A 14190-nucleotide genomic window follows, 5' to 3' on the forward strand; every position below is an offset into this window, starting at 1 on the left:
AGCTACCCGCGAGTGTCCACTGTGCGGGGACGATTCCCGACCGTCGAATCCCTAGCGTTTCCAGTCGTAGCGGCGGCGCCCCGTCGCGGAGTCCCCCACTCAAGGGAGTCGTCATGCGGTTGTTGAAACAACTCGTGCCCGTCGTGCTGGTCGTCTTCGCCGGCGGCGCGATCGTGGGCGCGGTGCAGGGGAGCCCGCTCCTCACCCTGGTTCTCGGTGTCGCGACCGCCGCGCTCGCCGTGTTCGTGTACGCCCGGGCGGTGCGGTGGTCCGAGCGCCGCGCACCGGTGGAGGTGGCCCGGAAAGGGGCCGTCGCCGCGGTCGGCCGGGGGCTGCTGATCGGTGCCGGGATGTTCGCGGCGGTCATCGCGAACATCGCCTTCCTGGGGGGCTACCGGGTCGACGGCCTCGGCTCGGTGACGGGCGCGGCCGGGCTGTTCGGCTTCATGGCCGCCGCCGCCGTGACGGAGGAGCTGATGTTCCGCGGCATCCTGTTCCGGATCGTCGAGGAACGGACCGGCACGTGGATCGCGCTGGTGCTGACCGGTCTGGTGTTCGGCCTGATGCACCTGGGCAACCAGCACGCCAGCCTGTGGGGTGCGATCGCCATCGCGGTCGAGGCGGGCGGCATGCTCGCCGCCGCCTACGCCGCGACCCGAACTCTGTGGGTGCCGATCGGTGTGCACTTCGGCTGGAACTTCGCCGCGGCCGGCGTCTTCGGCACCGAGGTCTCGGGCAACGGCGCGACGCAGGGGCTGTTGCACGGCGTGACGTCGGGCCCCGCCCTGCTCACGGGCGGCGACTTCGGGCCGGAGGCGAGCCCGTACGCGGTGGTTTTCGGCCTGCTGCTGACGGTCGTGTTCATGTGGCTGGCCCGCCGGCGCGGCAACGTGGTCCCGCTCCGGCGCGGCGCGACCGCTACCCTCGCACAGTGATCGATTTACGGCGGGTCACGGATCTGTGGCGGCGGTGCGACGTCGTGGTCCGGGATCTGCCGTTCGGGCTGCTGCTGGCCGTCGCATCGCTCCTGCCGGCGCTGCACGGCAAGGGGACGCAGGTCGGCGACCTGCCGATTCGTCCCTTCGACGCACTGGCGTTCGTGGTGATCGCCCTGGAGTGCCTTCCGCTCGCCGTGCGCCGGCGGTGGCCGGCCGTGTGCCTGGCCCTGGTGTCGCTCGGCTTCGTCCTGGACCAGATCCGCGCCTACCACGTGCTCGCGAGCAACGCGATGCCCATCGCGCTCATCAGCGCGGGCACCCATCTGGAGCGTCACCGGCGCGTCGCCGTGGTCCTCCTCTCCGTGGCGTACGTGCCGCTGGCGCTCGCGCTCGGGCGAATCGGTGCGCCCGAGAAGGCGGAGGGTTACGCGGTGTTCTACCTGGCGCTGGCGCTCGCCTGGGGCATCGGGGCCTGGCTGCGCTCCGCCCGGGCCGCGGAGGAGGAACGCCGCCGGCATGTCGCCGAGACCACCCGTGCCGCGGAGCGCACCCGGATCGCCCGCGAGCTGCACGACGTCGTGACCCACCATGTGACGGCGATGGTCGTGCAGGCCGAGGCCGCCCGTTACCTGACCGCGGCGCCCGATCGCCTCGACGCGGCCCTGAGCGCGGTCAGCGACACCGGCCGGCGGGCCATCGCCGACCTGCGGCACCTGCTCGATCTGCTCAACCCCGACCACACCGACGTCAGGATGCCGTCTGTCGGCGAGCTCCGCACGCTCGTGGAGCAGACACGCCGGGCCGGGCAGCCGGTGGAGTTCGCCGAGGACGGGAGGCGGGCGGAATCGGCCGGCAGCGCCGAGTTCGTGGCCTACAGAGTCGTGCAGGAGTCCCTGACGAACGCCCTCAAGTACGCCCAGGGCAGCCCCACGGCGGTCCGCGTGCGCTATGGCGAGAAGGAGATTGTCGTGGAGGTGAGCACCGGCGGTTCCGCCTCCCGGCCCGGCTCGCCCGGCGGAGGCGGGCGGGGCCTGGCCGGGCTCCGCGAGCGGGTCGACGCACTGGGCGGCGAGTTCAGCGCCGGGCGGCGGACGGACGGCGGCTTCGTCGTACGGGCGCGAATCCCCGCGGGGAGCCCGTCGTGACCGCGCCGGTCCGGGTCCTGGTCTGCGACGACCAGGCGCTGATCCGCACCGGGTTCGCGACGATCATCGATGCCCAGCCCGACCTGGAGGTGGTGGGCGAGTGCGGCGACGGGCGCGCCGCGGTCGACCTCGCCCGCCGGCTGAGCCCGGACATCGTGGTGATGGACGTGCGGATGCCGGTGCTCGACGGCATCGGGGCGACCCGCCTGCTCGCCGGCGCCGGGGTGGCGGACCCCGTCAGGGTGCTCGTGGTGACGACGTTCAATCTGGACGAGTACGTCTACGAGGCGCTGCGCGCGGGGGCGAGCGGTTTCCTGCTCAAGGACGCCCCACCGGCGCAGCTCCTGCACGGCATCCGTACCGTCGCGGCCGGTGCCGCGCTGCTGGCGCCCGAGGTGACGCGGCAGCTCGTCGGGAGGTACGCGGCGCGCATCCGTCCCGCCGCGGGCACACCGGACGACGTCGCGCTGACCCCGCGTGAGCTGGAGGTCCTGCGCCTCATCGCGGACGGCCTGTCCAACAGTGAGATCGCCGCGACACTGGTGCTCAGCCAGGAGACCGTCAAGACGTACGTGTCACGCATCCTCACCAAGCTCGACCTGCGCGACCGCGTGCAGGCGGTGGTCTACGCCTACCGCAGAGGCCTGGTGACCTGAGACCCACCGGACGGACCGGGTGAGGCGCCGGCCGATGGCTGCCTCAGGGGGACGACTCGCCTGACCGGAGGAGCTACGTACGTCGGGCTGCACCTCCAGCTCACCGGTGATCTCCCTTACGGCAGCATCACCATCCGCACCGCGCGGAGGCGACGCGGCCATGCTGAGGGATGCGGCGGATGATCGCGATCCTGGCAGGATGAGCGGCATGGAACGTGTGCTTGGAATCGGCGGATACTTCCTGCGCGCCGCCGACCCGGCGGCCCTGGGTGCGTGGTACCGCGAGTGCCTCGGCCTGGACGCCGACGAGAACGGCGTGTGGCGTCAGGAGGCCGGGGTGACGGTGTTCGCGACCTTCGAGTCCGAGACCGATTATCTCGGCTCCCGGGCCCAGCGGACGATGCTCAACTTCCGGGTCCGCGACCTGGACGCGATGCTCGCGCAACTGCGCGCCAAGGGAGCGGACGTGGCCGAGGAGACCGAGGACATGGAGGGCGTCGGCCGGTTCGGCTGGGTCACCGACCCCGAGGGCAACCGCGTCGAGCTGTGGCAGCCCAGCTGACGGTGCCTCAACGCGGCCTCCGGTCACCCGTCGTGCCTGCGATCCGGCAGGGGGAACGTACGGCTGTCGCCGCGCCGGAGCCGGGCGTGCTGACCGTGCACCACGAGGTCCAGGGCGGTGGGGCCGTCGTCGGCCCGGGCGATCCGTACGCGGGCCGGGTCGGCGTCGACGTCGAGTTCCGCGCCTCGGTAGCGGAGGCACAGCGACAGCGTGGTGAGCTGTTCGGGGAGCACCGGGTTCAGGTGCAGGCCGTCGGGCCGGGCCTCCAGATCGAGGTAGCAGCGCTGGACCAGGTCCAGCGTGCCGGCCATGGCGCCCAGGTGGACACCCTCGGCGGTGGTCCCTCCCTGGACGTCGGTGATGTCACCCGTCAGCGTCTCGGTGAAGAACCGCCATGAGCCGGTGCGGTCCGAGCGCGCCAGCACCCAGGCGTGCACCACGGCGCTCAGCGTCGAACCATGGCAGGTGCGGGCGAGGTAGTAGCGGATGGTGCGGCGGGTCAGGCCCGGCGCCGCCGGATAGCCCAGCCGGTCGAGGATCTGCCGCACCTCCCGGGCCGTGAGCAGATAGAACAGCATGAGCACGTCGGCCTGCTTCGACGCCCGGTAACGGTCGGGGCTGTCGCCGGCGGCCTCCAGCGCCCGGTCCAGCCGGCGCACGCCCCGGTAACGATCCCAGTCCAGCTCCGCCAGGTGCTCGTATCCGGTGAACTGGCTGATGACGCCGTCGTGGAAGTCCACCCGCATCCGCCGGGTGATGTCCTCCCACCGCTCGGTCTCCACGTCCGTCAGGCCGAGACGGCGGCGCAGGTCGTCCCGCGCGCGTCGCGGCATCAGGTCGAGCGCCTGACGGGCGCGCAGCAGCAGCCACACCGTCATGATGTTGGTGTACGCGTTGTTGTCCAGGCCCGGGGACGCCGCGCCGGGACAGCCGTCGTGATACTCGTCCGGGCCCATCACGCCCCGGATCTCGTAGCGGCCCGACCCGGGATGGAGCCGCGCCAGCGAGGCGAAGAAGCGGGCGATCTCGACCAGGAGATGGGCGCCCGTCCCGGCGAGGAACTCCATGTCGCCGGTGATCGCGTAGTGCTGCCAGGCGTTGTAGGCGACGGCCAGCCCGACGTGCCGCTGGAGGTGGGTGTGGTCGGGCGTCCACCGCCCGGAGCGGGGGTTGAGGTGGAACCGCTGGGTCTCGTCGCGTCCGTCGCTGCCGCTCTGCCAGGGGAACATCGCCCCCCGCAGGCCGGCGGCGCGGGCGGCGGCCCGGGCCTCCGGCAGCCGCCGCAGGCGATAGCGCAGCGCCCCGCGGGCGATCTCGGGGAACCGCAGGGTCAGCCAGGGCAGCACGAACAGTTCGTCCCAGAACACGTGTCCCCGGTACGCCTCGCCGTGCAGGCCGCGTGCGGGCACGCCCGCGTCGAGGCCGGCGGTGTGCGGTGACAGGGTCTGCAGCACGTGGAAGGTGTTCAGGCGGATGTCCCGCTGGGTGTGCGGGCCCGTCACCTCCAGCCGGGCCCGATCCCACAGATCACGCCAGGCGATCTCGTGCTGTTCCAGGAGTTCGCCGAAACCGGGCGCGAGCCCGGCCCGCCGCAGCGCGGACGAGGTCGCGTCGGCGGCCGCGAGGTCGCGCGACGTGGTGAGCGCCACCGTCTTGACGACCGTGACGGGGTGGTCCCGGCCCAGCGGCAGCACGCGTGTCTCCATGACGTGGTCGTCGTGTCGCTCGATCTCCGCCCCGCCTCCGCCGCCGGAGACGTCGATCCGCGAGGCCAGGGCGACCTCGATGCCGGAGGAGCGGGTGCGCGCGCGGAGCCACGTCAGGGGCTCCGCGATTCCCGTCGCGTGCTCTGTCAGGTGGTCGCCCCGCAGGTCCCGGTACCGCGCCACGCCCGAGTTGGCAACCCGGCCGTCGAGCCCGGAGCGTACGCGGAGAGGCCCCGACCAGTTCTCGGCCGTGAAGGTCGTCTCCAGTGCGGCCAGGTAGGGGTCGGCCATGGAGACCAGGCGGCGCTGCCGTACGGAGGTGGCGCGGCCCTCGGCGTCCCGGAACCGGATCAGCCGGTGCAGGACGGCGTGGCGCATGTCCAGGTCCTGCCGGTACCGGAGCAGGTCCGCCGTACCGGGGGAGAACCATGGGCAGCCGGGCGTCGCGAAGGTCAGCGGCAGCCAGTTCGGCAGGTTGACCATGTCCTCGTTGGTCAGCCGATGGCCCGCGATGTCCGACGTGAGCCGGTCGTAGCAGCCGGCGACGTACGTCCCCGGGTAGTGGACGGCGCCGGCCTCGGCCTCGGGTGCCGCGCCTCGCGTGGCGAACCGGCCGTTGCCCAGCGTGCACAGCGCCTCGCGCAGTCCTTCGTGATCGGGATCGAACCCCTCGTAAGTCAGCGACCACGGATTCACCGCAGCTCCTCCCGGCGCGCCCGCTCCGGCGGCGCGGGCAGGTCGTTCCACTCACGCGGCGCTCCGATCGCCGGATCCGCGAGGGTCCCGGCCGGCCGATCACCAGCGAACGCCGGATTCTGTCCGACGTGGTGCGGACGTACGCGGCCGCGTCGTGCCCCAGCCGTGTCCTGTGCCTACTCGGTCCGGGAAGGCTCGTCGATCAAGCCGAGAGTGTCCTGCTCGTTGCGGTGCAGGATCACCCTGTTGATCGCCGCGACCATCTGCTGCCTGGTGTAGGCGCCCTCCGGGATCTCGTTCAGGTGCGCGAGCATGTCGGCGGTCAGGTGCAGGCGCGCCGACGCCTGCGCGTAGACATCCCGGACCGCGACCGTTTCGCGTCCGCGGTACACCTCGTCGAGCACCTGCCGCATCTCGTCCTGGAAAACGTGACCGGACATCTCGCGTTCCACCCCCTGGTTCCTGGCTCCGTACCCACGGACCGGTGTGATCCCACTTCGACTTCGGGACGTTCGTCCGCAGGCGCATGCTCGTACGCCTGTGCCGCCTGCCCGGCAAGAAGGAACTGGAGGCGTGCATCTAACTGGAGCTCTCGCCCATCCCGCCGGAACGGGGAACCCACCCCTGACCCCGAAGACCAGGTGGCGGTGGTCAAGGCGCGAGCGTCTCCAGAGCGAGAAGGTCGCGCATCGACACCATGCCGATCAGGCGCCCGTCCTGGTCCACCGGAATGTGACGGATGCCGTGGTCGAGCATGCGGCGGGCCACCTCACGCGTGTCCTCGTCCAAGGTCGCGGTCTTGATGTCCGACGACGCGCACATCCCCGCGCTCAGGGCGGCGGGGTCGGCGGATGTGGCAAGCGCCGTCACGAGGTCCCGTTCTGTGATCACTCCTGTGACCCGGTCCGCTTCGAGTACGGCGAGCGCGCCGATGTTCTTCTCCGTCATCCGGCGCGCCACCTCGGGCAGTTTCGCAGTCACCGGGCACCCGAACACCAGGGGACGGTAAACGTTGGCGATACGCATGCGTCCTCCCCTCCTCACCAGTACATCCAGCCAACCACACCGCCGTGGGACGCCGGTCAGCCGCTGGGCGTGATGAGTCCGTAGTGGCCGTCGTAGCGGTGATAGACGACGTTGCCTCGCCCGGTCCGCCTGTCGGCGAAGAACACGAAGGGCAGACCGCTCGCCGCCACTCCTGGTCGACGTCTACGGGATGTCGCCCGCGCAGGTCCTCCCAGTCCCGGGTCGTACGGCGCAGCCGGATCCGGAGCCTGTCCTCCAGGAGGCGGATGGCCTGGTTCGTGCGTGAGCGCGGTCAGGGCCGCGACGCTTTCGCGTCGTGGACGCCTCCTGGACGGACACCGCGCACCGCGCCGCCGCGGCGTGCCTGGCCCGGCGTGCCTCCACCCATCTCACAGCGCTGCGCTGCATCGCCCCTCCCGAGGTCACCGCCGAACGCCGCGGACGACTCCTACCGGTCGCGCGGGCCGGGGTCGATCCAGCCCGCCACGCCCACGCAGGCCTCGTTGCCCTCGGGGTCGGCCAGCACCCAGTGCGACGGCGCGTACGCGTCGGAGACCAGGCGGCCGCCGGCCGCGATCGCCGCCGCCATCCGCGCCTCGGCCTGGTCGTACGGCACCCAGACGTCGACGTGCACCCGGTTGCGCTGCGGGCGCGGCGCGTCCATCCGCTGGAAGTAGAACGCCGCGCCGCGACGGTGCGGGTCGATCAGGTCTTCCGGGCTGTTCGCGCGGTCCTCGTAGCCGAGCAGGGCCCGCCAGAACGCCACCACCTCGGCGCCGGCGAGGGCGTCGACGGTGACCTGCACACTCTGCACGGCCGAGGGATCGGCGGGGATGCCGAGCGTGCGGGCCACCTCCGAGATCCGCCGGGCCAGTTCGGCGTCCCGGCCGCTCAGCCCGTAGAAGTCCGCGATCGTGATCAGCCGTACCGTGACGCCCTCGTGGCGCAGGTCGACGTCGGGGTGTCCGCTTCCCACGCCGGGCAGTTCGCTGATCGCCCGCACGAGCGCGGCCCCGGCCGCGAACGACCCGGTACGGAAGTAGGCGCACGCCCCCTCACCCAGCACCCGCCAGTCCTCCAGGCCGCCGATCTCGTGGAACTGCTGCGGCCTGATCCGGTCGGTCTTCTGCGTGGCGTCGGTCATCCCGGCAGCGTAACGTCCGGACCCGACAATCCACGCGCCCCCGAAGCGGCGGCCGCGACCGCCGGAGGACGACATGACCGGCCAGTCCAGCACCCACGGCATCACGATGTCCGCCGGCGGGGTCGTCAAGACGTACGCGTCCTGGGACCGCGGTGAGCACGAGCGGGAATGGCGCCGACGAACTGGCCGAGGCGACGGTCACGCCGGTGTTCGGCCTGTCGGACGGCAACCTGGCCAACTACCTGTGGGACGGCGAGCGCGTGCGGCTGGTCGACTGGGAGGACTCGGGCCGCAGCGACTGTGCCTTCGAACTCGCCGAGGTCGTCGAGCACATTTCCCGGTTCGACGGGGCCTTCGATGGCTCCGCGCTGCTGGAACACTTCGATCTGACGGCGGCAGAGACCGACCGCGTCCGGGAAATCCGGCGTCTGCTCGCCTTCGTCTGGCTGCTCATGCTCGGCCCGGGCGGTCTCTTCGCCGAGCGCAACGCAGGCGACGCGCTGGAGCGACAAGGAAAGCGAGTCCTCAGCCTGTTCGCCTGAGCGACCTCACGGCCTTCGGTCTGCCGCCAGGGCGGTTTCCACACCCGGCGCCACCACGGCGCGGAACGCCGCGTCCAACTCGGTGGGCGTGGCGGTGATCTCGCCGTCCGCCCACTTCCGCAGCAGCGCCATGAACGCCCCCACGACGCAGGTCACCATCAGGTCGAGCGAGGGCGGCGGTGTGCTTCGCGGAGGGAGGGTCGCCAGCAGTTCGTCGCGTACGACCGTGGCCAGGATCTGTTCGCCGCGCGCGAGCACGGCGCTGCCTCCGCGCCGTCCGAGCAACGCGCGCGCCAGCCGGCGCTGCTCGTGCAGGTGCTCGAACATCGGCAGGCTGAACGCGAACAGCGTGTCCGGCCCGGCCGCGGGAGCGAGACGAAGCAGGCCGGAGAGCTCGTCGAGGTTGCTGAACAGCACGTCCTGCTTGTCGGTGAAGTGCGCGTAGAAGGTCGAGCGGCCGACGTCGGCGCGGTTGATCAGTTCGGTGACCGTCACCGCCTCGTAGCCCTTCTCCAGAATCAGCTCCAGCAATGCCTGCTGAACGGCCTTCCGGGTGCGCCGTACCCGGCGGTCGGTGCTCTCCCGCTGCGGGTTTCCGAACACGTTTCCCCCTTTGTTCAGTACGGCACGGCCTGACCGATTTGCTTGTTGACCACTCCGGCCCAGCGAATCGATCATTTATAACCGAACAGGTTGTTCCGGAACAAGAAGGAGAAGCGCTGTGGCCAGGGGAAAGCTCATGCACCGTCACTCGGAAAACGATGACGGGGGCGGCGTGATCAATTATCCGCGGGGCTATGAAATTCTGGCCGAAATCGGGTTCGCTGGGCGTCGCCGCAGCGTTTTCACCCGTCTGGCCGCGTTGTCCGGGGCAGGGCTGGGTGATCGGATTCTGGACGTCGGCTGCGGCACCGGCTACCTGAGCCGGGTGCTGGCTCCTCTCGTGGGCCCCGAGGGGCGGGTGATCGGCCTCGACCCGTCGCTTCCGATGATCGAGCATGCGCGCCGGCGCTCACCCGGCAACTGCTCCTACGAGGTGGGCGAGGGGCAGGCGCTGCCCTTCCCGGACGCCTCGTTCGACATTGTGGTCTCCAGCCTCGCGGTGCATCACATGCCGGGCTCGGCCCGAGGCACCGCCGTGCAGGAGATGTTCCGCGTCCTGCGGCCGGGCGGACGGCTGCTGATCGCCGAGTTCCGCCCGCCGGTCAACCCCCTCGCCGCCCGCCTGGCCGAAATCGTGGCGGGTCCGGCGGTACGGCCCACCATGCCGGAACTGCTCGCCACCCTGGTGCCCGGCGCCGGTCTCCGCGTCGAGAGCACGGGCACCGTCGGCCCGGTGCTCTACTACGTGAACGCCGTCCGCCCTCCCGCCACCCGCTCCTGAATTCCGGAGGCCGGCCGCTCCTGAATTCCGGAGGCCGGCCGCTCCTCTGTGCGCGAACAGGCGTGTCGCCGGAGATCCGGTCGTGTCAGACTCCAGACATGGCAGCTTCGGGCCGACCAGTGGTCGTCGACATCCGGACGCGCCGGGACGGCGAGAAGCGCGGCCCGGAGATTCCCGACGGCCCTGACCGGCTGCTGCGCACCGTGTACGGCGAGATCCTCCGCGACGAGCGGCTGGACCAGGACCGCACGCTTGAGGACGTGGCGCGCGCGGTCGGGATGTCCAAGCAGTATCTGTCGGAGGTCGAGCGCGGCCGCAAGGAGCCGTCGTCGGAGATGCTGCACTCGGTGTGCGACGCGCTCGGGCTGCCGATCGAGCACCTGCTCACCCGTGCCGTACGGCGGATCACGGCGTCGCGCCGGATCGCCGGGCACGGCGCGTCCGGCACGACGCTGCTGCTGGTGGCGTGAGCGCTACGTACGGGTGTCGATCAGCTCGTCGGCCAGGCCGTACTCGATGGCCTCGCGGGCGCTGAAGATCCGGTCCCGGTCGGTGTCCCTGCGCAGCCGCTCGACGTCCACCCCGGTGTGGCGGCTGAGAATCTCCTCGGTCTGCGTGCGCATCCGCATCACCTCGGCCGCCTGGAGTGCCAGGTCGGAGATGGTGCCCTGCCCCTGGGTGGACGGCTGGTGCAGCAGCACGCGGGAGTGGTTAAGCACGAACCGCCGTCCGGGGGCTCCGGCGGCGAACAGCACCGCGGCCGCGGAGGCCGCCTGGCCCATGCAGTATGTCGCGACCTTCGCGCGGATGAACTGCATGGTGTCGTAGATCGCGAGCATCGCGGTCGACGACCCGCCGGGGGAGTTGATGTACAGGTTGATCTCCTGGTCCGGGCTGTCCGCTTCCAGGTGGAGCAACTGTGCCATCACGACGTTCGCGACGCCGTCGTCGATCTCGGTGCCGAGGAAGATGATCCGCTCGTTGAGCAGCCGGCTGAAGATGTCGAACGACCGCTCCCCGACCGGCGTCTTCTCGATCACGTACGGAATCGTGTACTGCGTCATGACGAGAACCCCATCCGGGTGGGCGCGGCGTACGGCGCGAGGATGCGGAAGGAGCCGACGATCTCGTCGATCATCCCGTAGTCGCGGGCCTGTTCAGGGGTGAACCAGCGGTCGCGGTCGCTGTCGGCGGAGATCTCCTCGACGCTGCGGCCCGTCTCGGCGGCGAGGATCTCCTCGGACTGCCGCTTCATGTACCTGAGGTTCTCGGACTGGATCGCGATGTCGATCGCCGTGCCGCCGATCCCGGCCGACGGCTGGTGCATCATGATCCGGCTGTGCGCGAGGCTGATCCGCTTGCCGTGTGTGCCGGAGGCCAGCAGCACCTGCCCCATGCTCGCCGCCATCCCGAGCGCGACGGTGACCACGTCGTTCGGGACCAGCTTCATCGTGTCGTAGATCGCGAGGCCGGCCAGCACGGACCCGCCGGGCGAGTTGATGTAGAGGATGATGTCGCGTTCGGGGTCCGCCGAGGCCAGCAGCACCATCTCGGCGCACACCCGCTCGGCCATCTCGTCGTCGACCTCTCCGGTCAACAGCAGTGTCCGTTGCTGGAACAGCTTCTCGTTCAGCCGATCCCGGTAACTCGTGCTCGATGAAACAGGCATGCCGCCTTTGTATCCGCCCCACCCCGCGAACCGCCGATATGTCTGCCGAGGGCAGACGACCCCCGCGACCGGCTCGCGCGGGCGGTCAACAGCTCTCCGTGGGCTGGTGACGTCGTACGTATGTGGGGACCAGGGTCCCTCCTGACAGGGGAGGAAGTCCCTGGGGCCGGGCCGGGCGACGGCCGACGCTGGGACCATGACCCGAAGCGTCGCCGAGGCGTGTGACGTCCTGCTGCGTGACGGTGGCATGGCGCGCATCCGCCCGTTGCGGCCGTCGGACCGCGCGGCCCTGCACGCGCTGATCGCCCGGTCGTCCCCGCGTTCGGCGTACCTGAGGTTCTTCGCCGGTGGCACCGCCTCGGCCCACGCGTACATGGACCTGATCACCGGTCCGGATTACGGCGGGCACGCGCTGGTGGCGTTGGCCGGCGGTCTCGTGGCCGGCGTGGCCGAGTGGATCCCCGGCCCCGGCGGGGCGGAGGCCGAGGTGGGGATCCTGCTGGACGACCGGGTGCACGGCCAGGGGCTCGGCACGCTTCTGCTGGAGCACGTCGCACTGGACGCGGCGGACGCGGGCGTCGAGGACCTGGTCGCCACCGTCCTGCCGGAGAACCGGGCGATGCTGCGCGTCCTGCACGATCTCGGCCTGCCGGTGGAGCAGCGCTACGAGCGGGGACAGGTCGAGATCCGCATCGCCGCCCGGCCCACCGAGAGGCTCGTGGCCGAGATCGAGGCCCGGGCGCACGAGGCGGAGCGCGGGTCGCTGGCGCACGTGTTCACCCCGGGCTCGGTGGCCGTGATCGGGGACGTTCTCGACCCCGGCGGCCTGGGCAACCGCGTGCTGCGTGACCTGGTCGCTGGACGCTTCCCCGGCCCGATTCACCCCGTCGACCCCCGCGCGGCCCAGGCGTCCCCGGCGGCCGAGGTGTGTGGCCTGCCCGTCCGTTCCGGCGTCGCCGTGGTGCCCGGGCCGGTGGACCTGGCCGTGGTCGCCGTACCGGCCCCCGCCGTGCTCGGCGTCGCCCGCGAATGCGCCCGCCGCCGGGTGCGGGCCCTCGTCGTGCTCACCGGCGGCTTCACCGAGGCAGGGGACCGCGAGGCGGAACGTGAACTGCCGCGCGTCTGCCGCGAGGCGGGCATGCGGCTGGTCGGGCCCGGCTGCCTCGGCGTCGTGAACACGTCCGCCCGCCTGCACGCCGGGCTCCTGCCCGTACGTCCCGCCGCGGGACCGCTGGGCCTGATGGCGCAGTCGGGCACGGCCGTGGTCGCCCTGCTCGAAGGGGCCGGACGGCGCGGCCTCGGTGTCTCCTCCTTCGCCTCGGTCGGGGACAAGGCGGATGTCAGCGGCAACGACCTGCTCGAATACTGGGAGGACGATCCCGCGACCCGGGTCATCGCCCTGCACCTCGAATCGTTCGGCAACCCGCGCAGGTTCCGCCGCATCGCCCGCAGGATCGGCACCCGCAAACCGATCATCGTGACGAAGGCCCGCCGCGACGCCCCGGAAAGCCCGGCCGCCACGGGCCCCGGTGCGGCGAGCGAGGACGCCGCTGTGGACGCGCTGTTGCGCGCGTGTGGTGCGATCAGGGAGGACAGCGTGCGGGGCATGCTCGACACCGCCCGCTTGCTGGCCTCCCAGCCGCTGCCGGACGGCCCTCGGGTGGCGATCGTGAGCGACTCCGGACCCGCGGCGGCGGTGACCGCCGGCGTCTGCGAGCGGGCCGGCCTGGTCGTGGCGGACCTGTGCGACGTGGGCGACCTCGCTGTCGCGATCACGGCCGTCCTGGCGGACCCGGGCGTCGACGCCGTCCTCGTCGTCTCCACCCCGCCGTCCGGCCCGGACCCGGGGGCGACCAGGGAGGCGATCGCGGCCGTGACCAGGGCCGCGACGAAACCCGTGCTCGCGTGCCTGGCCGGGTGGGACGGGCTGATCGACGGCCGGATCCCGGCGTACGCCTCCCCCGAGCGGGCCGCGCACGCTCTCGCCAGAGCGCACGGGTACGCCGCCTGGCGGGCACGGCCGGTGCCTCCACCGGAGGAACTCCCGGGAGTCGACCCGTCGCTCGCCCGCCGCCTCGTCGCCGCGGACCTGGCCGCCCATCCCGGTGGACGCCTGCTCGACGACCGTACGGCGGCTCGGCTGCTGGCGGCCTACGGCGTCCACGTCGCCGAGACGGTCGCCGCGACGGTCCCCGGCGTCGAGAGCGGCGGGGGCGCAGAGGGCGCCGAGATGGTCGTCAGGGGCGTTGCGTGCGAGACACTCGGCCCGCTGGTCATGGTGGGCCCCGGCGGGACGGCGTCCGGGCCGCCCGGTGACAGTGCCGATAATCATGCCGATGACCAGGCAGGTGCCCAGGCGGGTGCCCACGCAGGTGACCAGGCGGGTGCCCATGCCGATGCCCAGGCGGGTGACCAGGCGGGTGAGCACGCCTTCCGGGTGCCGCCGATCGACCGGGCCGAGGCACGACGGATGATCGGCGAGGCGCGCCGCGCGGCGCTGCCAAACGGTCACCAGGGCCTGCCGGAGGCCGGCGTCCGCGCGCTGGAGGACCAGATCGTCCGCGTCGGCCGCCTCATGGACGACCATCCCGGCATCGCGGCGATCGACCTCGATCCCGTCGTCGTGACGCCGTACGGAGTGGTGGTCGTGCGCGCGCGCGTACGGCTCGCACCGGCACCGCCGCTTCCCTCACCCTTCCGGCGCCGGTTGCGCTGACCGTCC

16 protein-coding genes are annotated in these 14190 nt (G+C 71.8%); 8 read left to right on the forward strand and 8 right to left on the reverse strand.

All coding sequences use genetic code 11. The features are described from left to right. Window positions 1-113 precede the first annotated feature (113 nt). From OG344_RS08865 to OG344_RS08880, 4 genes are all read left to right on the forward strand, one after another. Window positions 114-935 carry a CPBP family intramembrane glutamic endopeptidase gene (locus tag OG344_RS08865; RefSeq protein WP_405087794.1) on the forward strand — a complete coding sequence of 274 codons (822 nt, stop codon included), beginning with the start codon at window positions 114-116 and terminating at the stop codon, window positions 933-935. After that, window positions 932-2083, forward strand: coding sequence for a sensor histidine kinase (locus OG344_RS08870; RefSeq protein ID WP_405087795.1), 1152 nt, complete (start codon window positions 932-934; stop codon window positions 2081-2083). The genes OG344_RS08865 and OG344_RS08870 overlap by 4 nt, the downstream gene beginning before the upstream one ends. Next, a complete protein-coding gene (locus tag OG344_RS08875) occupies window positions 2080-2739 on the forward strand; it encodes a response regulator (RefSeq protein WP_405087796.1) in 660 nt (219 codons plus the stop codon). The genes OG344_RS08870 and OG344_RS08875 overlap by 4 nt, the downstream gene beginning before the upstream one ends. A 208-nt stretch (window positions 2740-2947) precedes the next feature. Further along, a complete protein-coding gene (locus tag OG344_RS08880) occupies window positions 2948-3301 on the forward strand; it encodes a VOC family protein (protein ID WP_405087797.1) in 354 nt (117 codons plus the stop codon). A gap of 23 nt (window positions 3302-3324) precedes the next feature. Here the strand turns inward: OG344_RS08880 and OG344_RS08885 are convergent, their stop codons facing one another. The 5 genes from OG344_RS08885 to OG344_RS08905 form a co-directional block, all read right to left on the reverse strand. Further along, window positions 3325-5703 carry a glycoside hydrolase family 65 protein gene (locus tag OG344_RS08885; protein WP_405087798.1) on the reverse strand — a complete coding sequence of 793 codons (2379 nt, stop codon included), beginning with the start codon at window positions 5701-5703 and terminating at the stop codon, window positions 3325-3327. 176 nt (window positions 5704-5879) lie between these two features. Beyond that, window positions 5880-6143, reverse strand: a complete 264-nt coding sequence (locus OG344_RS08890; RefSeq protein ID WP_405087799.1) for a hypothetical protein — start codon at window positions 6141-6143, stop codon at window positions 5880-5882. A gap of 211 nt (window positions 6144-6354) precedes the next feature. Further along, entirely contained in the window at window positions 6355-6729 is a 375-nt protein-coding gene (locus OG344_RS08895) for a cyclic nucleotide-binding/CBS domain-containing protein (RefSeq protein ID WP_405087800.1), read from the reverse strand. A gap of 56 nt (window positions 6730-6785) precedes the next feature. After that, window positions 6786-6899 carry a sigma 54 modulation/S30EA ribosomal C-terminal domain-containing protein gene (locus OG344_RS08900; protein WP_405087801.1) on the reverse strand — a complete coding sequence of 38 codons (114 nt, stop codon included), beginning with the start codon at window positions 6897-6899 and terminating at the stop codon, window positions 6786-6788. A 278-nt stretch (window positions 6900-7177) separates the two neighbouring features. Continuing rightward, the gene (locus tag OG344_RS08905; protein ID WP_327048746.1) at window positions 7178-7873 is read right to left on the reverse strand and encodes a VOC family protein; all 696 of its coding nucleotides are present in this window, start codon (window positions 7871-7873) and stop codon (window positions 7178-7180) included. A gap of 152 nt (window positions 7874-8025) precedes the next feature. Between OG344_RS08905 and OG344_RS08910 the strand changes: the two genes are divergently transcribed. Beyond that, entirely contained in the window at window positions 8026-8415 is a 390-nt protein-coding gene (locus OG344_RS08910) for a phosphotransferase family protein (RefSeq protein WP_405087802.1), read from the forward strand. A 6-nt stretch (window positions 8416-8421) separates the two neighbouring features. Here OG344_RS08910 and OG344_RS08915 read toward each other — a convergent pair whose 3' ends face one another. Beyond that, a complete protein-coding gene (locus OG344_RS08915) occupies window positions 8422-9018 on the reverse strand; it encodes a TetR/AcrR family transcriptional regulator (RefSeq protein ID WP_405087803.1) in 597 nt (198 codons plus the stop codon). A gap of 136 nt (window positions 9019-9154) precedes the next feature. Between OG344_RS08915 and OG344_RS08920 the strand changes: the two genes are divergently transcribed. Both OG344_RS08920 and OG344_RS08925 read left to right on the forward strand, forming a co-directional pair. Then, window positions 9155-9799, forward strand: a complete 645-nt coding sequence (locus tag OG344_RS08920; RefSeq protein WP_405087804.1) for a class I SAM-dependent methyltransferase — start codon at window positions 9155-9157, stop codon at window positions 9797-9799. Between the two features lie 98 nt (window positions 9800-9897). Then, window positions 9898-10269, forward strand: coding sequence for a helix-turn-helix domain-containing protein (locus OG344_RS08925; RefSeq protein ID WP_405087805.1), 372 nt, complete (start codon window positions 9898-9900; stop codon window positions 10267-10269). Between the two features lie 3 nt (window positions 10270-10272). Here the strand turns inward: OG344_RS08925 and OG344_RS08930 are convergent, their stop codons facing one another. Together OG344_RS08930 and OG344_RS08935 are read right to left on the reverse strand one after the other, a co-directional pair. Next, the gene (locus OG344_RS08930; protein WP_405087806.1) at window positions 10273-10863 is read right to left on the reverse strand and encodes a ClpP family protease; all 591 of its coding nucleotides are present in this window, start codon (window positions 10861-10863) and stop codon (window positions 10273-10275) included. Continuing rightward, complete coding sequence (locus OG344_RS08935; protein ID WP_327048751.1) at window positions 10860-11468, reverse strand: ATP-dependent Clp protease proteolytic subunit; 609 nt, start codon at window positions 11466-11468, stop codon at window positions 10860-10862. Before OG344_RS08935 ends, OG344_RS08930 begins: the two co-directional genes overlap by 4 nt. A gap of 196 nt (window positions 11469-11664) precedes the next feature. On the opposite strand from OG344_RS08935, the gene OG344_RS08940 reads away from it, so the two are divergent. After that, window positions 11665-14184 carry a GNAT family N-acetyltransferase gene (locus OG344_RS08940; RefSeq protein WP_405087807.1) on the forward strand — a complete coding sequence of 840 codons (2520 nt, stop codon included), beginning with the start codon at window positions 11665-11667 and terminating at the stop codon, window positions 14182-14184. Window positions 14185-14190: the final 6 nt, after the last annotated feature.

Origin of the sequence: Microbispora sp. NBC_01389 (genome assembly GCF_045040095.1) — a bacterium.
In the GTDB taxonomy this organism is placed as follows: Bacteria; Actinomycetota; Actinomycetes; order Streptosporangiales; family Streptosporangiaceae; genus Microbispora.